This window comes from Geobacter metallireducens GS-15, from assembly GCF_000012925.1.
Classification (GTDB): domain Bacteria; phylum Desulfobacterota; class Desulfuromonadia; order Geobacterales; family Geobacteraceae; genus Geobacter; species Geobacter metallireducens.
Genome location: NC_007517.1, coordinates 3468582 through 3488655, shown reverse-complemented (window position 1 = coordinate 3488655; position 20074 = coordinate 3468582). Strand labels below are relative to the sequence as shown.

At 62.4% G+C, this 20074-nt stretch carries 18 protein-coding genes; 16 read left to right on the top strand and 2 right to left on the bottom strand.

The window, feature by feature from the left end:
* Window positions 1-100 precede the first annotated feature (100 nt).
* The 15 genes from GMET_RS15470 to GMET_RS15400 all read left to right on the top strand — a co-directional run bounded on the left by GMET_RS15470 (window position 101) and on the right by GMET_RS15400 (window position 16795).
* A complete protein-coding gene (locus GMET_RS15470; protein ID WP_004514541.1) occupies window positions 101-2524 on the top strand; it encodes a methyl-accepting chemotaxis protein in 2424 nt (807 codons plus the stop codon).
* A gap of 76 nt (window positions 2525-2600) precedes the next feature.
* Window positions 2601-3605 carry a helix-turn-helix transcriptional regulator gene (locus tag GMET_RS15465; protein WP_004514540.1) on the top strand — a complete coding sequence of 335 codons (1005 nt, stop codon included), beginning with the start codon at window positions 2601-2603 and terminating at the stop codon, window positions 3603-3605.
* 109 nt (window positions 3606-3714) lie between these two features.
* A complete protein-coding gene (locus tag GMET_RS15460; protein ID WP_004514539.1) occupies window positions 3715-6432 on the top strand; it encodes a sensor domain-containing protein in 2718 nt (905 codons plus the stop codon).
* Between the two features lie 106 nt (window positions 6433-6538).
* On the top strand, window positions 6539-7696 hold the full coding sequence (locus GMET_RS15455) for a class I SAM-dependent methyltransferase (RefSeq protein WP_004514538.1): 1158 nt from the start codon (window positions 6539-6541) through the stop codon (window positions 7694-7696).
* 49 nt (window positions 7697-7745) lie between these two features.
* Complete coding sequence (locus GMET_RS15450) at window positions 7746-8837, top strand: HAD family hydrolase (RefSeq protein ID WP_004514537.1); 1092 nt, start codon at window positions 7746-7748, stop codon at window positions 8835-8837.
* A 39-nt stretch (window positions 8838-8876) separates the two neighbouring features.
* Window positions 8877-10286, top strand: a complete 1410-nt coding sequence (locus GMET_RS15445) for an aspartate ammonia-lyase (protein ID WP_004514536.1) — start codon at window positions 8877-8879, stop codon at window positions 10284-10286.
* A 121-nt stretch (window positions 10287-10407) separates the two neighbouring features.
* On the top strand, window positions 10408-11577 hold the full coding sequence (locus GMET_RS15440) for an IS481-like element ISGme9 family transposase (RefSeq protein ID WP_011365616.1): 1170 nt from the start codon (window positions 10408-10410) through the stop codon (window positions 11575-11577).
* Between the two features lie 224 nt (window positions 11578-11801).
* Window positions 11802-12026 (top strand): NifU family protein, encoded by a 225-nt coding sequence (locus GMET_RS15435; RefSeq protein ID WP_004513639.1) that lies wholly within the window; start codon window positions 11802-11804, stop codon window positions 12024-12026.
* Between the two features lie 52 nt (window positions 12027-12078).
* A complete protein-coding gene (locus GMET_RS15430; protein ID WP_004513638.1) occupies window positions 12079-12279 on the top strand; it encodes a hypothetical protein in 201 nt (66 codons plus the stop codon).
* 124 nt (window positions 12280-12403) lie between these two features.
* On the top strand, window positions 12404-13594 hold the full coding sequence (locus tag GMET_RS15425) for a phospholipase D-like domain-containing protein (protein WP_004513637.1): 1191 nt from the start codon (window positions 12404-12406) through the stop codon (window positions 13592-13594).
* 84 nt (window positions 13595-13678) lie between these two features.
* Window positions 13679-13939, top strand: coding sequence for a type II toxin-antitoxin system Phd/YefM family antitoxin (locus GMET_RS15420; RefSeq protein ID WP_004513636.1), 261 nt, complete (start codon window positions 13679-13681; stop codon window positions 13937-13939).
* Window positions 13936-14364, top strand: coding sequence for a type II toxin-antitoxin system VapC family toxin (locus GMET_RS15415; RefSeq protein ID WP_004513635.1), 429 nt, complete (start codon window positions 13936-13938; stop codon window positions 14362-14364). The genes GMET_RS15420 and GMET_RS15415 overlap by 4 nt, the downstream gene beginning before the upstream one ends.
* 28 nt (window positions 14365-14392) lie before the next feature.
* The gene (gene queC, locus GMET_RS15410) at window positions 14393-15106 is read left to right on the top strand and encodes a 7-cyano-7-deazaguanine synthase QueC (RefSeq protein WP_004513634.1); all 714 of its coding nucleotides are present in this window, start codon (window positions 14393-14395) and stop codon (window positions 15104-15106) included.
* 58 nt (window positions 15107-15164) lie between these two features.
* Window positions 15165-15950 (top strand): GTP cyclohydrolase FolE2, encoded by a 786-nt coding sequence (gene folE2, locus GMET_RS15405; protein WP_004513633.1) that lies wholly within the window; start codon window positions 15165-15167, stop codon window positions 15948-15950.
* A gap of 158 nt (window positions 15951-16108) precedes the next feature.
* Window positions 16109-16795: a TIGR04282 family arsenosugar biosynthesis glycosyltransferase gene (locus tag GMET_RS15400; RefSeq protein WP_148206086.1), complete on the top strand. Its 687-nt coding sequence runs from the start codon at window positions 16109-16111 to the stop codon at window positions 16793-16795.
* Here GMET_RS15400 and ilvA read toward each other — a convergent pair.
* Together ilvA and GMET_RS15390 are read right to left on the bottom strand one after the other, a co-directional pair.
* On the bottom strand, window positions 16746-17954 hold the full coding sequence (gene ilvA, locus GMET_RS15395; RefSeq protein WP_004513631.1) for a threonine ammonia-lyase: 1209 nt from the start codon (window positions 17952-17954) through the stop codon (window positions 16746-16748). The genes GMET_RS15400 and ilvA overlap by 50 nt on opposite strands.
* Before the next feature lie 18 nt (window positions 17955-17972).
* On the bottom strand, window positions 17973-18977 hold the full coding sequence (locus GMET_RS15390; RefSeq protein ID WP_004513630.1) for a cation diffusion facilitator family transporter: 1005 nt from the start codon (window positions 18975-18977) through the stop codon (window positions 17973-17975).
* 142 nt (window positions 18978-19119) lie between these two features.
* Between GMET_RS15390 and trxB the strand changes: the two genes are divergently transcribed.
* A complete protein-coding gene (gene trxB, locus GMET_RS15385; RefSeq protein ID WP_004513629.1) occupies window positions 19120-20070 on the top strand; it encodes a thioredoxin-disulfide reductase in 951 nt (316 codons plus the stop codon).
* Window positions 20071-20074: the final 4 nt, after the last annotated feature.

Below are 20074 nucleotides of genomic sequence, written 5' to 3'. Positions count from 1 at the left end.
CCGATAAGCAATAACAGGGGGGGAGAAGGCGCTTGGCGTCTTCTCCCCTTGTTGGTGCAGTTTAGTTGGGCTACATGGCGGCAAGCAGAGGACTTTTCGAATGACCATCAAGACAAAACTCACGGCGAACGCCTGTATCATGATCATCGTTGTTGGTGCCGTCGCCGTCACCAGCTTCATCGGCATGCGGTCCATCAAGGGGCGACTCTCGTATCTCACGGAAAAGAGCACCCCCTTCCAGATGCGCACCGTCGAGTTCCAGCGGTCGCTTCAGGGGGCCACCGCCGATCTGATCAAGGTGGTGGCGTCGGCAACCACCCAGGAGTTCGCAGCGGCGAAGGCGGAGGCCGAACAGTCGCTGAGGGATGTCAGGGCGGCGCAGGAGGTGCTGGAAAACCTCTCCGGGGAGAAACTCCAGGCGTCTGATGAGTTGAACGGCATTGCCGCCGAGCTGTTCAGCACCATGACCGCGAAACTTACGTCCGAAAGGGAATCGGCGGAGGCAAGCGCCATGATTTCCCGGCAGGCCAGGGAGACAACCGCGCGGCTCAAGGAGTTGGACCGCAAAGTCAAGAACCTCCAGCAGAGCAGTTCCGCCGCCTATGCCTCGGCCACTGACGAAACCGACAAGATTGCCCAGCGGTTGAGGAGCATTGAAACCCTCAAGGCATCCCTGAAAGAGGTCCAGTACCTGGTCGTCGACCTGCAGCGGGTGCAGAACAAGAAGCAGATTCAGGAAAAGTACGCCGTTGCCATGAAGAAGGTTATGCAGAACAGTAACGTCCGGCAGAACAAGCAGATCGGCAGCGAAGTCGCTGCCATCAATGCCAGGATGGAAGAACTCATCAAGGCCCAGGTGGAGGGGAGCGATCAAAGGCGGGTCGATGCCCTTGCCGGCCACGTGGGCGAGGCGTTGGCAACGATTTCCGAAACGATCGAGGATGAGGCGGACAAGGCGAACCAGATGAGCACGGCTGTTGCCGCCAAGCTGAAGGGCAATTTCTCGAATTCGAATATCGCCGTTGGTGTTCTGTCGAGCAACTCCGATCTGGTCTCCCTCGGTGTCTCCGTGGAAGGGCTCTCCTCCCGCCTGTTCCTCGCCGGGTCGGAAAAGGAACTGGACGGTATCGCCGCCGAGATCAACCAGCAGTACGGGAGGATAGCCGCGGCAGAGAGAGCGGTGGAAGTCTCGCTGCGGAAGGTCAAGGCCAACCAGGAGCTGAAGCTCCTCAATGCAGCCTTCGGCTCGCTCTCCAGCATCCGGGAGACCATTCTGGCCAAGGACGGGATCCTTGCAAAACTCCACCAGAAGATGCAACTCAAGGCCCGGGCGGAGCACGATGCGGCAAAGCTTCGGGAAATCGTGCGGAAGCAGGCAGCGAAAGGAAAAGAGACCGTAACAACTGCCCAGGGTGATCAGGAAAAGGCCATTGCATCGGTCAATACGACGATCCGTTTCAGCATGGGCCTCATTGTCGGCATCAGCATCGGTGCCATCGTGTTCGGCATTCTGATTGGCTTCTGGATCTATCGCTCCATTGCCCTGCCGATGGGACAGCTCATCGCCGCTTCCGAGGAGGTGGCCGGAGGAAACCTTGCCGCGCGCCTGGAAAGCGGCAGCCGCGACGAGGTGGGGAAGGTTCAGGCGTCAATGGCGAAGATGGTGGACAGTATCCGCCAGATAGTGGCCAGAATCGGCGCTGCCACGGAGTCTCTGGCCAGTAATTCCGAAGAGATGTCAACCACTGCCGCTGTCCTTGAGGAGGGAGCGGAACAGCAGGCTCTACGCGTGGAGCAGTCGGCGGCTGCCATGGTGGAAATGTCCCAGACGACCCTCGATGTGGCCAGGAATACCTCCGAGGCTGCCGGAACCGCCGAGATGATGAAAACGGCCGCGCTTGAGGGAAAGGAGGCCATGTCGCTCACCGTCCGGGAGTTGCGCCACTTCGCCGGAACCTTTGAGGATACCGCCGGCAAGGTGGAACTCCTGGGGGACCAGTCGGCCCAGATCAACGAGATCGTCACCCTGATCGAGGATATTGCGGACCAGACCAACCTGCTGGCCCTCAACGCCTCCATCGAGGCTGCCCGTGCCGGTGAGCAGGGGCGGGGCTTCGCCGTGGTCGCCGACAGCGTCCGGCAACTGGCCGAGAGAACGGCAACCGCCACCGCGGACATTTCCCAGACGGTGAAAGCCATGCAGGAGAGCGTGAAGCAGTCGGTGGGCTCCATGCATCACGAGCGGCGGTCGGTGGGCACGATCCTCGACCGGATTAACGATACCATGGAGGCCACGGACCGGATCGTGGAGTATGTGGAACGGGTCACCGACATGGTGCGGCGCATCGCCGTGGCGGCGGAGCAGCAGTCGTCAACCAGCGGTGACGTTTCCCGGAACATGGATGAGATTTCCGTCATTACCCGTGAACTGCGCAGTTCGTTCAGTGACATCAAGCATTCCTCCGAGGATCTCTCCCGCCTGGCCGGTGAGTTGAACGGCATGGTGGGGTGGTTCAGGGTGTAGGAGCCGTTTTTTCTCGTTGCACCTCCCGGCGCTTCAGGTATCATCCCCCCCCAAAGTCGTCACCGGGAGGTCAACCATGCAGAAGGGAAAGCCGGCCAAGAAGTACTCCCAGGCAGGGAGGGTCCATGACCTCATCCGCCTCATCGAGGCGCGTCACGGGGTCACCCTCGACGAGATGGCCGAGGAGACCGGAGTGGACCGCCGCACCGTCCACCGGGACCTGAACGTCATCCACGAGGCGGGGTATCCGCTGATTTCCGAATGGCTGAACGGTCGCAAGGCCTATCGCTTCCTCACCCGCTTCAAGGATGTCCCCCCCATCACCTTCACCCTCCAGGAGCTCATGGCTCTCTCCTTTTTCCGCTCCCAGCTCTCCTTTCTCGACGGAACTCCCTTCCGGGAGGATCTCGATGCGGTCTTCCGCAAGATCAATTCGGTGCTTCCCCCCCGCTACGCGGCCCACATGGAGCGGATCGCCGACGTGTCGCTGCCGCTTTTGCAGGGGCGGCGCGACTACGCCCCGGTGGCCGGGCACCTGGAGAGCCTGCGGGACGCCCTCATCTACCAGTACCGGGTGCGGCTCTCCTACCGGGGAGCGGGGAAGGGGAGGGCCAGCACCTACGAGGTGGACCCCTACACCCTGGTCTTCTACAAGGGGGGGCTCTACCTGGTGGGGTATGCCCATAACCGCCAGGCCCTGCGGACCTTTGCCGCCGAGCGGATCACCGGCGTGGAGGTGCGGAAGGAGCGCTTCGAGATTCCCGCCGACTACCGCCCCGAGGAGCGGCTCAGGGGGGCCTTCGGCATCGTGGAGGAGGAGCCCCTGGAGGTGATGATCCGCTTTTCCCCCGGGGTCGCCCACGCGGTCCGGGGGCGGGTCTGGCACCCGAGTCAGACGGAGCGGAGCGGAGCCGACGGAAGCCTCGTCCTCTCCTTCACTGCCGGAGGGAAAATGGAGATCGTCTCCTGGGTCCTCTCCTACGGCGAGCATGCCGAGGTGCTGGCGCCTGCCTCCCTGCGGGATGAGGTCGGCGCGGCGGCGCGGCGGATGGCTGAAAAATACGGGGCAAAGACTTCCTGACCACTGCGGCTAAAGTTTTTTGCCGGCCGGTCGATACGGGTAAATAGAGTGTGAACAATCCGTAGCACGCGGCCCCTCGCCCCTTCCGGCGCCGCGATGGAGTGCCCGTATGGGTTTGGCCGAAAAATCCGACAAGATTCTGCGATATCTGCCGTCGCCTAAAAAGCAGCTGCTGGCCCTTCTCCTCATTGTTTTCGTCATCGAGTTGTTCCTCATGGTGCTGCTGCCGCGAACCGCGGATGGCGGCACTCCCCTGGCCATCTCCCTCCTCGACGCGCTTCTCCTCGTCATCCTTTCGGCCCCCATCATCTGGTTGAGCATTGTCCGTCCGCTGCGGAGCGTGGCATTCACCGCCTCGCTGCACACCGATCTCCTCCTCGATCACATCGCCGACGGCATCATAAGTTTTGACGGAGCCGGCCGCCTCCTCTCCCTCAACCCCGCTGCCGAGCAGCTCTTCGGCTACCAGAGTGCCGAGGCAACGGGACGCTCCCTTGGCGATATCCTGGCAATCAGGTCGACGGGGAAGGATAATCCTCTCCTTACCCCCCTTGTCTGCTGCGGCGAGGAACATTCCCGCCTGACCTGCGAGGCGGAGGGGATCCGGAGCGACGGGAGCCGTTTCCCGGCCGCCCTTTCCCTGAGCCGGGTGCAGATGAAGGGTGTCTGGCACTTTCTCGGCATTGTTCGCGATGTTACCGAGAGCAGGGAGACCGGTGAGCGGCTCCGCGAAACCAATGAAAAGCTTGACACCCTGATCCAGGCCTCGCCCCAGGGTATCGTGGCGGTGGACTGCGGTGGGAAGGTGACCCTCTGGAACCGGGCTGCCGTGGAAATCTTCGGCTGGAGCGCCGAGGAGGTGCTGGGAAAACCCTATCCCGTCGCCCCGGCGGAGCGGGCGGCAGAGCACCGGAAGCTGCGGGAACTGGTCCTCCAGGGGAAGAGGATCACCGACGTGGAACTTCGTCGCCGGCGCAAGGATGGCTCCCCCATCGACGTGAGCCTCTCGGCGGCCCCCATCTGCGACGGCTCGGGCACACCGCTCGGGGTCATCACCATCATCTCCGACATCTCGGCCAGAAAACGCAATGAGCAGGAGCTGGTTCTCCTCAAGCGGGCCATGGAGTCGAGCATCAACGGCATAACCATCACCGACGCCACCCATCCCGACAACCCCATCATCTACGTGAACCCGGCCTTCGAACGGATCACCGGCTACGGCGTCGATGAGGTGATCGACAAGAACCCCCGCTTCCTCAGGGGCGACGACCGGGACCAGGCCGAGCTCAAGAAGCTCGTGCAGGCCTTCAAGGAGGAGCGGGAAGGGTGCTTCGTGCTCCGCAACTACCGCAAGGATGGCTCCCCCTTCTGGAACGAGCTCTTCATCGCTCCCGTCCGGGACCGGGACGGCGTGGTGACCAACTACATCGGGGTCATGAACGACATCACCGAGCACCGCCGCTACGAGGAGCAGCTGGTCTACCAGGCGACCCACGACCCCCTCACGGGGCTCCCCAACCGCAACCTCCTCCAGGATCGCCTCGGCCAGGCCCTGGCCCTGGAAGCGTTCCGGCGCCGCAACCCCATCTGCGTCATGTTCCTGGACCTGGACAACTTCAAGAAGGTGAACGACACCCTGGGACACACGGTGGGGGACATGCTCCTGAAGGCGGTGGCCAACCGGCTCAAGAACTGCCTGCGGGGAGGAGACACGGTGGCGCGGCTCGGCGGCGACGAATACATCATCGTGCTCCCCAACGTGCGGGAAGTGCCTGACGTCATCACCGTGGCCAAGAAGATGATCAACGTCTTCGCGGCGCCGCTCCTCCTCATGGGGAACGAGATCTACGTCACGGCCAGTATCGGCATCGCCCTCTTCCCCACCGACGGCGAGACCGTGGACGCGCTCCTCAAGAACGCCGACGCCGCCATGTACCACGCCAAGGAGCAGGGGAAGAACAACTACCAGTTCTACTCGGCGGAGATGAACATCCGGGTCTTCGAGCGGCTCTCCCTGGAGACGAGCCTCCACCGGGCCGTGAAGAATCAGGAGTTCTTGCTCCACTACCAGCCCCGGGTCGACCTGCGGAACGGCCGGATCTGCGGCGTGGAGGCCCTGGTGCGCTGGAACCACCCGGAGATGGGGCTCGTGTCGCCGGCCAAGTTCATCCCCCTAGCCGAGGAGACGGGGCTCATCGTTCCCATGGGCGAGTGGGTTCTCAGGACCGCCTGCGCCCAGAACAAGGCCTGGCAGGATGCTGGTCTGCCGCCGCTCCGCATGGCCGTCAACCTCTCGGCCCGCCAGTTCCGGCAGGAAAACCTCATCGCTATGGTGGAGGAGATTCTCATGGAGACGGGGCTCGCCCCCCAGTGGCTGGAGCTGGAGCTGACCGAGAGCCTCGTCATGCAGGAGGCGGAGAAGTCGGCCGCCATCCTCCGCGAACTGACGGACCGGGGGATCGAGGTGGCCATCGACGACTTCGGCACCGGCTATTCATCCCTCAGCTACCTGAAGCGCTTCCCCATCGCCAACCTGAAGATCGACCAGGCGTTCATCCGCGACATGACCCGGGACCCCGACGACGCCACCCTCGTGAAGACCATCATCACCATGGCCCACGGCCTCGGCATGAAGACCATCGCCGAAGGGGTCGAGCTGGCGGAGCAGATCGACTTCCTCTGCCGCCACCAGTGCGAGGAGATGCAGGGGTACTACTTCAGCCGCCCCATCACCGCCGAAGAGCTCGGCCGGCTCCTGGCCGACGGGAAGACCCTTGATCTCTCTCCCGTCAATGTGGATCCCCGTGACCGTATCCGGGCGGTGTAAGCCGCCCGTTTCCCTTCTTGCACTTTCATCGTTACCGTTGTGCCACCCCTGCATTGACAAACCCATCCCCATCCTCTATAACTGAGCTTTTTTCGGGAGGTTTTGCGTGGATCAGCCGGACGACAACAGGCTCAGGGGGATCATTCTCAACCGGATTCGGGAGCAGGGGCGAATTCCCTTTGCCGACTTCATGGCGATGTGCCTCTACGAGCCGGGGCTCGGCTACTACACCTCCCCCGGCCGCAAGGTGGGGGCCGAGGGGGATTTCTACACCAGCATCAACGTCCACTCCGTTTTCGGACGCCTCATTGCCCGGGAGATCTGCCGCATGTGGGAGGAGATGGGGCGCCCCGCCTCCTTCGACATCGTGGAGGCCGGGGCAGGCCACGGCCGTCTCGCCACCGATGTCATCGACGCCATCCAGGAGCTGAACCCCACCCTCTACGACGGCATCCGCCTCACCCTCATCGAGGCCGAGCCGAGCCTTGCCGCAGTGCAGGGGGAGCTCCTCGCCCCGCATCTTCCCAAGGTCTCCTGGAGCACCCCCGCCGACCTGGCCGAGGGGCGGCTCCGGTTCACCGGCTGCCTCTACTCCAACGAACTGATCGACTCCTTCCCGCCCCACCTGGTCGAAATGGGCCCCGAGGGGCTGCGCGAGGTCTTTGTCGCGGCCGAGGGGGACCAGTTCTCAGAAATCCTCGACCTCCCCTCAACGCCGGAGCTGGAGGCGTACCTCTCCCGTCTCGGCATCACCTTCGCCGTGGGACAGCGGGCCGAGATCAACCTGAACGCCGTCCGGTGGCTTGAATCGGTGGCCACTGCCTTGGAACGGGGCTTCGTCCTCACCATCGACTACGGCTACCTGGCCCCCGAGCTCTACGGCCCCATGCGCCTGAACGGCACCCTCCTCTGCTACTACCGCCATACCATCGAAGAGAACCCCTACATCCGGATCGGTCTCCAGGACATGACCACCCACGTGGACTTCACCACCCTTGCCGCGCGGGGGGAGGAACTGGGGCTGCGCAAGGTCTGGTACGGCGAGCAGTACCGCTTCCTGGTGGCCACCGGCATGATGGAGGAGCTCATGGCCCTGGAGGCCGCCGCCACATCGGAAAAGGAGCAGATCGCCATCCGCCTCGCCCTCAAGAAGCTCATCCTCCCCGAGGGGGGGATGGGGGACACCTTCAAGGTCCTCGTCCAGGCGAAAGGGGTCGAAAACCCCCGGCTCCTCTGCATGCGCGACTGGGGCAAGCTCTTTTGACACGGGGCCTTCCGATGATAGACTCTACCCGTAAGGGGAGGGGGTAACGGTGAGCGGGATTCGCGCCCTGGTTTTCGACCTGGACGGCACCCTCTACGACAGTGAAGGGGTCGGTCGCCAGATCGACGCCTCCGCCATGGGGCATGTGGCCGCGGTACGGGGGATTTCCCCCGAGGAGGCGAGACTCCTCATCCGGGAGACCCGGGAAAAGATAGCCGTCCGCACCGGCCGGACCGCCTCCCTGAGCCATGTCTGTCTGGAACTGGGGATTGACCTGCGGGAGCTCCATCGCCGTTTTGAGGCCGAGATCGAACCGGAGCCCTTCCTCACCCGGGACGAACGGGTGGTGGAGTTGCTGGAGAGGCTGGGCGAGCGGTTCGATCTCCATATCTACACCAACAACAACCGCCTCCTCTCTTCGCGGATCATGACGGCCCTCGGCGTTGACGGGTGCTTCCGGCGCATCTTTACCATCGAGGATTCCTGGCGCCCCAAACCGGACCGTCAGGTTCTCGAAGAGATTTTCCGGGAGATCGGGCAAGAACCCTCCCACTGCCTCTTCGTGGGGGACCGTTACGACATCGACCTGCGGCTGCCGCGGGAGCTCGGCTGCCGGGTATTTCACTCCAGGACCGTTGACGAACTTTTGACCATTGAAACCACTTTACCGTCAGGAGCGCCCATGAACGACCAGACCAAAGAGACCCTCGACGCCATCATGCGGGCCATTGAGATCGAAAAGGAGACCTTTGACTTTTACACCAGGGCCGAGCGGAAAACCTTCAATCCCGAGGGGAAGCGGATCTTCCGCTGGCTTGCCAAGACCGAGGAGCAGCACTACCTGAAGCTGAACGAGCTCTACCAGTCACTCCACGAGGGGGGGCGCTGGGTCTTCTACGGCGGCTCCACCATTACCCTCGACCCGGCGGGCTCCGGGGAGAAGCAGGTGGGGTTCGACACCGACGACCTTCAGGCCCTGGAGATCGCTATGGAGATCGAGAAGAAGGGAATCGCCTACTTCGACGACCTCATGGCGAAGACCGCCGACGCCGACGGCAAGGGGATGCTCAAGGCCCTGCGGGACGAGGAGACCGAGCACTTGCGGGTGATTACCGAGAAGTACAACGCCATCAAGGGGTAATCGGGGACCTGTTCCCGGGGACCGGGAAGGGGCGAAACAGTGACGTTTCGGATTGAGAAGGATACCCTCGGCGACGTGCAGGTCCCGGCCGGCGCCTACTACGGTGCCCAGACGGCCAGGGCCGTGGCCAACTTTCCCCTCTCGGGGCTCCGGCCCCATCCGGCCCTGGTTCGGGCCACGGTCGTCATAAAAAAGAGCGCCGCCCGGGCCAATATGACCACGGGGAGGCTCGACCCCCGGCTCGGCGAGGCCATCGTCCGGGCCGCCGACGAGGCCCTCGCCGGCGACTTCGATCCCCACTTCGTGGTGGACCCGTTCCAGGCCGGGGCCGGCACCTCCCACAATATGAACGTGAACGAGATCCTCGCCAACCGGGCCAACGAACTCCTGGGGGGAGAGCGCGGCGCCTACGCGCCGGTCCACCCCAACGACCACGTGAACATGGCCCAGTCCACCAACGACGTCTTTCCCACGGCCATGCGGCTGGCGTCTCTTTCACTCGTGGAGAAGCTGCGTCCGGGACTGGAGGGGCTCGTGGCGGCCCTGCGGGGGAAGGGGCGGGAGTTCGACGCCGTCCTCAAGAGCGGCCGGACCCACCTCCAGGACGCGGTGCCGATTCGCCTCGGCCAGGAGTTCGAGGCGTGGGCCGTGGCAATGGAGAAAAACCTGGCGGGGATCGACGCCGCGCTGCCGGGGCTCCGGGAACTGGGGATCGGCGGCACCGCCGTCGGCACCGGCATGAACGCCGAGGCGGCCTACATCGATCTGGTGGTGGCGGAACTGGCCCGGGAAACCGGGTTTCCTCTTCATCGCGGGACGAACCTGGTGGAGCGGATGCAGAACATGGACCCCTTCGTGGCTCTTTCGTCGGCCCTCAAGGGGCTTGCCGCGAACCTCGTCCGCATCGCCAACGACCTGCGGCTCCTCTCCTCCGGCCCCCGGACGGGGCTCGCCGAGATCGCGCTTCCGGCGATCCAGCCCGGCTCCTCCATCATGCCGGGGAAGGTGAACCCGAGCATGGCCGAGGCAACCGACATGGTTGCCTTCCAGGTGATGGGGGCCGATGCGGTCATAACCCTGGCAGCCCAGGCGGGACAGCTGGAGCTGAACGTGATGATGCCGGTCATCGCCTTCAATCTTCTCTTCAGCCTGGAGATCCTGAAGAACACGGTGCCAAGGCTGGTCCAGGCGTGCATCGCCGGCATCACCGCCGACCGGGAGCGCTGCCGCCGGTACCTGGACCAGTCGGTGGGGCTCGCCACGGTGCTGGCCCCCTACGTCGGCTACGCCGCCGCCGCCGAGGTGGCAAAGGAGTCGACGGCCACGGGACGGAGCATCCGGGAGATCGTGGAGGAGCGGCAGCTGCTGACGGCCGACAAGCTCGCGGAGATTCTCGACCCCCTTCCCCTTACGAGCCCCGGGGTTCCGGGAGAGAAGCATAACGATTAAGTGTTGAGTGCCACGACATCGTGGACAGAAAAATGTGCCAGCACATCGTAGACAAAGTTCTCTGACAATCGAATAGTCGCCACGGCATTCTGTGAACACCACATCAAACTCGGAGGTGTTCATGGAAGATAAAAACAAGCAGCTTCGGGTGTTGGCCGTTCAACGGTTCAGAAACGGCGAAACCCCGGAATCAATTTGCACATCACTCGGCAAGTCTCGTTCCTGGCTATACAAATGGGTTGCTCGCCAGAATGGAGATGACCCTGTATGGAGTGACGAGCGATCCCGATGCCCACAATCCATGCCGAACCGTACAACGGCAGAGATTGAAGAAATCGTCAAAATGGTTCGCCTCAATCTCTACAACAAGGGCTTGTTCTGTGGTGCACAGGCCATCCTGTGGGAGTTGGAGGACCTGGGTGTCAAGCCGTTGCCTTCTACCAGAACCATCAATCGGATTCTTGCAAGGAATGAACTGACACATCGGCGCACCGGCAAATACGAAGCCAAAGGGACGCTTTACCCAGTTCTGCCGTCAGCGTTGCCGAACCAGACGCACCAAGCTGATCTCGTTGGTCCATGCTATCTGACAGGGCCAATTCGCTTCTACAGCCTGAATGTTGTCGATACAGCAACCGTCAGGTGCGGGTTGCACTCATCTCGGTCCAAAGCTGGTCAGATGGTCATTGACGGTTTGTGGGAAGTCTGGAAACGACTAGGCATCCCAGAACGACTCCAGGTTGACAATGCCATGTCATTCTTCGGCAGCCCGACACATCCCCGCGGCATGGGACCACTGATTCGTCTTTGCCTGCATAACGATGTCGAACCATGGTTCATACCCATGGCTGAACCATGGAGAAACGGCATGATCGAAAAGTTCAACGACCGGTACCAACAACGGTTCCTCGGCAAAGTCATCATGACTTCAGAAGAGGAATTGAAAGTCGGCTCACTGACCTTTGAGCAGCGACACAACAGCAAGTATCGCTACAGCAAGCTAAAGGGGAGTACGCCGCTGAAAGCACTGGCCACCTCGCATGTGCAACTGAGGTTCCCGACTGAGGATGAACCTCCCAGGCATCGCCTGAAGAAGCCAGAAGTCGGAAAATATCATGCTGTCCGCCTTATCCGCAGTGACCTGAAGCTGAACATCTTCGGCGAATGCTTCTCGGTTCCACCGGAGACAGCGCTTGAATACGTGGTGGCGACTATCGATGTCAAAGAACAGAAACTGAAACTCTTCCTGGATAAAAATCAGGTCGAGGAATTCGATTACAAACTGCGGTGATTCAGATGAGTGTCCACGATGTCATGGCACAAAAAGTTGTCCATGATGTCGTGGCACTCAACAATTAAGCATTTCCCCTTCACCCCCGCCCCTCTCCCTCAGGGCGAGGGGAGAACTCAAACCCTCTCCTTGGGGGAGAGGGTGGCCGAAGGCCGGGTGAGGGGAAGTGACGGACAGCGGAAGTTAGAATAAGCAGAGCACACAAACCCAAGGAGGAGACAACAATGCTGGAAGAAGTGAAGAAGGTTCTCGATACGGTGCGCCCCGCGCTCCAGGCGGACGGCGGTGACGTGGAGCTGGTGGAGGTGACCGAGGACGGCGTGGTGAAGGTGAAGCTGGTGGGGGCCTGCGGCCACTGCCCCATGTCCACCATGACCCTCAAGATGGGGATCGAGCGGACCCTGAAGGAGAAGGTCCCCGGCGTGAAGGAAGTGATTTCCGTCCAGTAGCCGACGTACGCGTTACCCGGATCAGCCTGAAGGTAACATCAAGGAGGATGGCATGGGCTACAAGGTCAAAACATTTGGCATGGAAATCCGTCCCCTCAAGACCATGAAGGAGCTTTCCTCTCTGGACGCCATGGTCAACGACTTCGTGACAAACAACGGCGTGAAGCGGATCATCTCCGTTTCCGACTCGCCGACCACCGACGACAAGGGTGAGACCATCGGCCTTGTCCGGGTGGTTGCCTACGAAGACTGAAAAGAACGCAAGATGACAAGCAGGGAGGCGCGGGGGAGACTTCGCGCCTCTTCGCTTTTCCCCTCCATCATCTCCCTTGCCCTCCTTGCCCGCCTGCGTTACCCTTGATGCAGGAGTCCCGGGCATGTCCATCGTGAGACGAAAAAAGATAATCGGTACCCACCGTGCCCCCCGTTTCCTCCGCATCTTCCGGAGAAATGCCGAGGCGTCCCATTCCCGGGGGAACAGGGTGAAGCTCTACGATTCCGGTGCGGAGTTCTTCCCGGCCATGCTGTCGGCTCTGGCCGAGGCCCGTCACCACATCCACGCCGAGTTCTACATCGTGCGCGACGACGCCACCGGATCCGCCTTTGCGGAGGCGCTTCTGGCCGCCGCTTCCCGCAGGGTCGACGTTTCCCTCATCTACGATTACATCGGCTGTTTCGATACTCCCTCCTCCTATTTCCGGCGCCTGGAGCAGGGGGGAGTCCGGTGCCTCGCCTTCAATCCTCCCCCATTCCGGCGGGGACTCGCCTGGTTCGACAAGCGGGACCACCGGAAGATGGCGGTCATCGACGGAGAAACCGCCTTCACCGGCGGAATCAACATCGGCGACGAGTACTCGGGGTTCGGGAGGGGAACCGACCGCTGGCGGGACGTGGGGGTGAGAATCGACGGGCCCGCCGTCACGGACCTCGTGCGGCTCTTCCGCGAGTTCTGGCTGGAGGAAAAGGGGAGCCCTTCTCCGGCCTGGTTTGCGGAGCATATTCCCGTGGCAGGCATGGGAGATGCCGACGTGATGATCGTGAGCGACGGCCCCCACCACGCCCGTTCCTTCATTCGCAACGCCTTCCGCATCGCCATGGCCGGAGCGGGAGAATCGATCCGGATCATGAACCCCTACTTCGTGCCGGGTCCGCGGGTGGTCCGCTCTCTGCTGCGGGCCGTGCGGCGTGGGGTAAACGTTCAATTGATCCTCCCCGCCAAGAGTGACGTCCCCATCGTCCGGCTCGTGGGGCGCGGTTACTACGCCCCCCTCCTTCGGGCCGGCGTCGAGATCTACGAGCGCCAGGGGGAGTTTCTCCATGCCAAGGTCATGCTCATCGACGACACCTGGGGGGTGGTCGGCTCGGCAAATCTCGACCAGCGCAGCTTCCATCGCAACTACGAAGTCAACACCATTGTTGCCAGCCGCGAGTTCGGCCGGCAGATGGCGGAGATGTTCGCCGACGACCTCAGGGGGTCCCGCCGTATCGTTCTAGAGGAGCATGAGCGCCGGGGCTCGCTGGTGCGGCTTCTGGAGCGGATTTGCAATTCGGTGAGCTGGTTTCTGTGATTCGGTTTTGTGTTTGAAAAGTGACCACTTTTTGTGTAGAGTTGTAACTACTTAAAGTATGTCTCGTTCCGGTGAGGTGATGCCATGATAGCGGTAGGGATCAAGGAGTTGAAGGCGCGTCTGAGCAGCTATGTGGAAAAGGTGCAGCAGGGTGAAGAGGTGGTGATAACGGACCATGGCAGGGAAGTGGCGCTGGTGGTCCCCATCTCCCCGGAGCGCCGCGCGGTGAAAACTCTCATGACTGAAGGGCGGGCGAAATGGTCGGGCGGGAAGCCGGCGGGGAAGCGGGGGGTGACACTGAAGGGCGAATCCCTCTCTGATACCGTGCTGGAGGAGCGCCGTTGATCCTCTATCTCGACACGAGCAGTCTGGTGAAGCTTTATGTGGAAGAGGTCTGCTCCGACACCGTTCGACAGTGGGTGGAAAGTGCCGAAGCAGTCGCCACCTGCCGCGTCGCCTATCCGGAGATGCTGTCGGCCCTCACCCGGAGGCACAACCGCGGCGACCTCCCGCGCGAAGATTGCGAAGTTGTGGCCGAATGCTTCGCCGGTGAGTGGGAACATTTCGTGGCCCTCGATTTTGATGAGATCGAGGCGGGGCATCTCGTCAGGAAATACGGTCTTCGAGGGTTTGACGCCGTGCATCTGGCCGCGGCAAAACTGCTGTCAAATGACTGCGGCGCCATTGAGGTCGCCTTTTCATCGTTCGACAACAAGCTCAACGGGGCAGCCGAGGCCGAGGGGTTCGCCCTGCTCGCGGCAGGTCACTAGTCCGACATTCGGGAAGGAACTACATCCGATGCACAAAAAAGCCGTCGTCCTCTACAGCGGAGGACTCGATTCCACCACCTGTCTCGCCATCGCCCGGGCCGAAGGGTATGAGCCCTACGCCATGAGTTTCTCCTACGGCCAGCGCCACAGCGTTGAGCTGGAGCAGGCCAAGCGCAACGCTCGCCCCATGGGCGCCGTGGACCATCTGGTCGTGGAGTTCGATTACCGCCAGGTGGGGGGAAGCGCCCTCACCAGCGACATCGCCGTCCCCAAGGAAGGTGTGGGGAGCGACATCCCGGTCACCTACGTGCCGGCCCGCAACACGGTCTTTCTCTCCTTCGCCCTGGGATGGGCCGAGGTGCTCGGCGCCTTCGACATCTTCATCGGCGTCAACGCCCTGGACTACTCCGGCTACCCGGACTGTCGGCCGGAATACATCGCCGCCTTCGAGGCCATGGCCAATCTTGCCACCAAGGCCGGGGTGGAAGGGAAGGGGCGGTTCCGCATCCACACCCCCCTGATCCACCTCACCAAGGCCGAGATCATCCGCAAGGGGCTCTCCCTCGGCGTCGACTACGGCCGGACCCACTCCTGCTACGACCCCACGCCCGAAGGGCTTGCCTGCGGCCTCTGCGACTCCTGCCGCCTGCGGCTCAAGGGGTTTGCGGAGGCCGGGGTGGCGGACCCGGTTGCGTACGCAACCATCAAGAATCCAGAAGTTAGGAGTCAGGAGTCAGAATAGAAGATGCCTGGTTTTTTCTGGCTCCTGAATTCTGACTCCTGAATACCCAGAGGTTGTTATGACCACCATGCCCGACATGCAGAAAACCTCCGACACCCGGAAGATTCCCATCAACAAGGTGGGGGTGAAGGACATCTCCTACCCCATCGTGGTGATGGACAAGAACAAGAAGTTCCAGCAGACCGTGGCCCGGATCAATATGTACGTGGACCTCCCCCACCACTTCAAGGGGACTCACATGAGCCGGTTCGTGGAGATCCTCAATGCCTACCGTGAGGATATCGCCCTGGACAAGATGGAGCCGATCCTCCAGAAGATGAAGGAGAAACTGGGGGCCTCGTCGGCCCACCTGGAGATCGAGTTTCCCTATTTCATCGAGAAGCGGGCACCGGTCTCCGGCGCCCGCAGCCTCATGGAGTACACCTGCACCTTCTGCGGTTCCCTGGGGGAAGAGTTCGACTTCGTGCTGGGGGTGCAGATTCCGGTCACGTCCCTCTGCCCGTGCAGCAAGGAGCTGTCCCGCTACGGGGCCCATAACCAGCGGAGCCACATCACCGTGCGCCTGCGGTACACCGACTTCATCTGGATCGAGGACTTGGTGGCGATGATCGAGGAGTGCGGGTCGAGCCCGGTCTGGTCCCTACTCAAGCGGGTGGACGAACAGTACGTCACCGAGCGGGCCTACGAGAACCCCAAGTTCGTGGAGGATATCGTGCGCGAGGTGACCCAGAAGCTCCTGGCCCACGATGCTATTACGTGGTTTTCCGTAGAGGCGGAGAACTTCGAGTCGATCCACAAGCACTCGGCCTACGCGGCCATCGAGCGTGACAAGAAAATGACATGATTCATGAGGGATTGTTGTCGCCGAATTAATTTTTTTTGACGTGGAGTTCTGTGCCGCCTTGTCCCGTGGGTGTTGATAACTATGTTGAAAAGCGCCAAAGTTGTGGATAACGCTATGCGTTGCAGCTGCGCTCCCTTCCCCCAAACCCGCTCTGCCGTATGTCAAAAGCACTGATCGTTTTTGCCAAAAGACCGTCACCGGGCCGTGTCAAAACTCGGCTCACCCCCCCCTTTTCTCCTGAGGACGCCGCCAAGCTCTACCGTTGCATGCTTCTGGATGTCCTCGCAAAAACCGGCCAAATGACAGGTGTGGACAGACTCCTCTTTTATGAACAGGGGGACGGTGTGCCTGAGTTCTTCGCGGAAACGGTGGGGGAGGGGGAGAGTTATCCACAGGAGGGGGACGGGTTGGGAGCGCGGTTGGCGGCGGCCTTCGACCGGACCTTTGGCCAGGGGTACGACTCGGCGGCGGTCATCGGCACCGATTCGCCCCATCTCCCGCCAGACTACATCGAACAGGCCTTTGATCTGTTGAATGATCCTCGGGTGGATGCCGTCTTCGGCCCCACGGAGGATGGCGGCTACTATCTCCTAGCCATGAAGCGGCTCCACCGGGAGCTCTTCGAGGGGATCGCCTGGTCAACGCCGGAGGTGCTGGAGCAGTCCCTGGCCCGGGCTGAGTCAGCCGGCATCGCCACGGCGCTCCTGCCGGTGTGGCATGATGTTGACACGGCCGCCGACCTCCTGCGGCCGGAGTTGGTGGATCCGGGCAACGGCGCTCCCCTCACGAGGGAGTTCATTTTACGACATCCACCTCATAGCCCCGTCGCCCCAGGTGGCCGATGATCTCCTGGATGTGTTCGTAGCCCCGGGTCTCCAGTTCCAGAAGGACCTCGGTCTTGCCGAGGGGAAGGTCCAGGGAGCGGCGCTCGTGGTTGATGAGGAAGATGTTGGCCCGGACAGCAGCCACCTCCGTGGCCAGCCCCGCCAGGGAACCGGGAATGTCGTCCAGCACCACCTGCAGCTTCAGATAGCGCCCCGCCGCCACAAGGCCCCGCTCCACCACGGTGGAAATGGTCTTCACGTCGATGTTTCCGCCGGAGAGGACGCAGACCGTCTTCCCCGGCAGTTTCCCCGCCTTGCCGTTCAGAAGGGCCGCCAGGGTCACGGCTCCAGCCCCTTCCACGAGGAGTTTCGTCCGCTCCAGGAGCCCCACGATGGCCAGGGCGATCTCCTCTTCCTCCACGAGCACCACGTCGTCCACCAGTTCCCGGATGATGGGGAAGGTGTTCCGTCCCACCTTCTTCACGGCGATCCCGTCGGCAAGGGTAACCGTGAGGGGGGCCTCCACGATCTTTCCCTTCTTGAGGGAGAAGTGCATGGAGGGTGCGGCCTTGGATTCGATGCCGATGATCCGCACGTGGGGGTGAGTCTCCTTTACCGCCGTGGCAATGCCGGCGATGAGCCCGCCTCCCCCGATGGGGACCAGGATGGCTGAGACGTCGGGGAGTTCATCGAGGATTTCGAGGCCGATGGTACCCTGGCCGGCCATGACCAGGGGATCGTCGAAGGGGTGCACGAAGAGGGCGCCGGTCTCCTTCTGGGCCTGGACTGCGGCGGCATAGGCCTCGTCGAAGTTCCTGCCGGTGAGGACTACGTCGGCGCCATACTCCTTGGTGGCCTGCACCTTCTGGGGCGGGGTGCTCTCGGGCATGAAGACGGTGGCCTGCGCCCCCAGGAGGTCGGCGGAAAAGGCGACCCCCTGGGCGTGGTTGCCGGCCGAGGCGGTGATGACCCCCTTTGTCAGGGCCTCCCGGGGCTGGGAGGTCATGAAGTTGAGGGCTCCCCGGATCTTGAAGGCGCCGGTCCGCTGGAGGTTCTCGCACTTGAAGAGAAGGGGGAAGCCGAACCGCTCGCTGAAGTGGTGGGAGTGGATCAGCTCGGTGCGCCGGACCCGCTTTTTGAGGCGGTCTGACGCTTCCTGGATCAGGGTGTAGGGGAGCATCGGTTCTCCGTGGGGTTGCTAGTGGTCATGGTGGCAGTGGTCGTGGTCGTGCCCGTGGTGGTCATGGCCGTGCCCATGGTCGTGGCCGTGATGGTCGTGGTGCTGGCCGTGGCGGGGGCGGTGGCGTAGCTCCTTTATGATCGGCGGTGTTTCCGCGCACCGGGTGCACTCGGCCTGGAGGGTGGTGTGGGAGATGTGGTAGCGCTCGAAGAGCAGCTCTTCGAGCCGCCTGAGCACATCCGCCTGCCGCTCCTTGTGCTCGGGCTCCACATCCACGTGGGCCGACAGGGCCAGGATGTGGGAGCAGATGGTCCAGATGTTCAGGTGGTGGACCGTGTTCACCCCCTCCACTTCCTGCATGGCAATGGCCACTTCCCGGGTGCTCATCCCCCGGGGGACCCCCTCCATGAGGATGTGGGACGACTCCCGGATCACCCGCCACGACCCCCAGAAGATGACGCAGCCGATCCCGGCGGAGATGATGGCGTCCAGGAGGTACCAGCTGGTGTAGTACATGATGACGCCGCCGATGATGACCCCCACCGAGGCGGCCGCGTCGCCGATGACGTGGAGAAAGGCGCTGCGCACGTTCAGATCGTCGTGGGAGTGGCTGTGGAGGGCCGAGGCGGCGACGAGGTTCATGACGAGGCCCACCGCGGCGATGACCAGCATCGGGAGGCTCTTGACCTCCACCGGGTGGCGCAGCCGCTCCCAGGCCTCGTAGAAGATGCCGATGGCCATGAGGAAGACCGTGGCGCCGTTGATGAAAGAGGCGAAGACCTCGGTCCGGTGCCAGCCGAAGGTGCGGGTGTCGGAGGCGGGGTAGCCGGCGAGCTTGATGGCCGCCAGCGACAGGATCAGGGCGAAGAGGTCGAGAAAGACGTGGGCCGCGTCCGACAGGAGGGCCAGGGAGTTGGTCCAGATCCCACCCGCGACCTCGGCCACCAGGGTGAAGGTCGTCAGGATGATGGCATACTTGAAGCGTCCGGTGATGCTCTGGTCAAGGTGCGTTTCGGCGTGCATGGTCGGCTTCGTCCCCCCTTCCCGTCAGGGGTTCACTGTAGCAGATGCCCCTTTGGCGGGTCAAACGGAAAGAACCGCTCCCCCCTTGCATTTCCGGAGTGTTGCTGCTATCGTAGCGCGACTGTCTTTGGAGGATTCTAATATGGAAACAACCCATCACCGCCTCATCATTCTCGGCTCCGGCCCTGCCGGCTACACCGCCGCCGTCTACGCCGCCCGCGCCAACCTTAATCCGACCCTCATCACCGGACTCCAGCAGGGGGGGCAGTTGATGACCACCACCGAGGTGGACAACTGGCCCGGCGATCCAAACGGCGTCCAGGGACCCGACCTCATGGAGCGGATGCGCCAGCACGCCGAGCGCTTCAATACCACCATGGTCTTCGACCACATCGGTAAGGCGAATCTTCGCGAGCGACCCTTCCGCCTGGAGGGGGACAATGGCATCTATACCTGCGACGCCCTCATCATTGCCACCGGTGCCACCGCCAGATACCTGGGGCTGCCGTCGGAGGACGCGTTCAAGGGGAAAGGGGTTTCGGCCTGTGCCACCTGCGACGGTTTTTTTTATCGCGGCAAGCCGGTGGCGGTCATCGGCGGCGGCAGCACTGCCGTGGAAGAGGCCCTCTACCTTTCCAACATCGCCAGTCATGTCACGGTCATTCACCGGCGCGACAAGTTCCGCTCCGAGAAGATTCTCGCCGACCGTCTGATCGAAAAGACCAAGGGGGGTAATGTTACCATCGAATGGCACCATGTGCTGGACGAGGTTTTGGGGGACGCCACCGGGGTCACCGGCATCCGCATCCGCCACACCAGCGGTTCCACCAAGGATATCCCGGTGCACGGCTGCTTCATTGCCATTGGCCATGCTCCCAACACCCAGCTCTTTGAGGGGCAACTGGAGATGGACAACGGCTACATCCGCACCCTCTGCGGCGGCGAGGGGAACGTCACCGCCACCAGCATCCCCGGCGTCTTTGCCGCCGGCGACGTGCAGGACCAGTACTACAAGCAGGCCATAACCTCGGCTGGCACCGGCTGCATGGCGGCCCTGGACGCCGAGAAATATCTGGAGACTCTCTTGTCATGATCGG

Bases quoted from the DNA above. Each gene is read 5' to 3' on its own strand.
- GMET_RS15470 (WP_004514541.1), top strand. From the start codon at position 101: ATGACCATCAAGACAAAACTCACGGCGAACGCCTGTATCATGATCATC.
- GMET_RS15465 (WP_004514540.1), top strand. From the start codon at position 2,601: ATGCAGAAGGGAAAGCCGGCCAAGAAGTACTCCCAGGCAGGGAGGGTC.
- GMET_RS15460 (WP_004514539.1), top strand. From the start codon at position 3,715: ATGGGTTTGGCCGAAAAATCCGACAAGATTCTGCGATATCTGCCGTCG.
- GMET_RS15440 (WP_011365616.1), top strand. From the start codon at position 10,408: ATGGAAGATAAAAACAAGCAGCTTCGGGTGTTGGCCGTTCAACGGTTC.
- GMET_RS15435 (WP_004513639.1), top strand. From the start codon at position 11,802: ATGCTGGAAGAAGTGAAGAAGGTTCTCGATACGGTGCGCCCCGCGCTC.
- GMET_RS15430 (WP_004513638.1), top strand. From the start codon at position 12,079: ATGGGCTACAAGGTCAAAACATTTGGCATGGAAATCCGTCCCCTCAAG.
- GMET_RS15425 (WP_004513637.1), top strand. From the start codon at position 12,404: ATGTCCATCGTGAGACGAAAAAAGATAATCGGTACCCACCGTGCCCCC.
- GMET_RS15420 (WP_004513636.1), top strand. From the start codon at position 13,679: ATGATAGCGGTAGGGATCAAGGAGTTGAAGGCGCGTCTGAGCAGCTAT.
- queC (WP_004513634.1), top strand. From the start codon at position 14,393: ATGCACAAAAAAGCCGTCGTCCTCTACAGCGGAGGACTCGATTCCACC.
- folE2 (WP_004513633.1), top strand. From the start codon at position 15,165: ATGACCACCATGCCCGACATGCAGAAAACCTCCGACACCCGGAAGATT.
- GMET_RS15400 (WP_148206086.1), top strand. From the start codon at position 16,109: ATGTCAAAAGCACTGATCGTTTTTGCCAAAAGACCGTCACCGGGCCGT.
- ilvA (WP_004513631.1), bottom strand. From the start codon at position 17,954: ATGCTCCCCTACACCCTGATCCAGGAAGCGTCAGACCGCCTCAAAAAG.
- GMET_RS15390 (WP_004513630.1), bottom strand. From the start codon at position 18,977: ATGCACGCCGAAACGCACCTTGACCAGAGCATCACCGGACGCTTCAAG.
- trxB (WP_004513629.1), top strand. From the start codon at position 19,120: ATGGAAACAACCCATCACCGCCTCATCATTCTCGGCTCCGGCCCTGCC.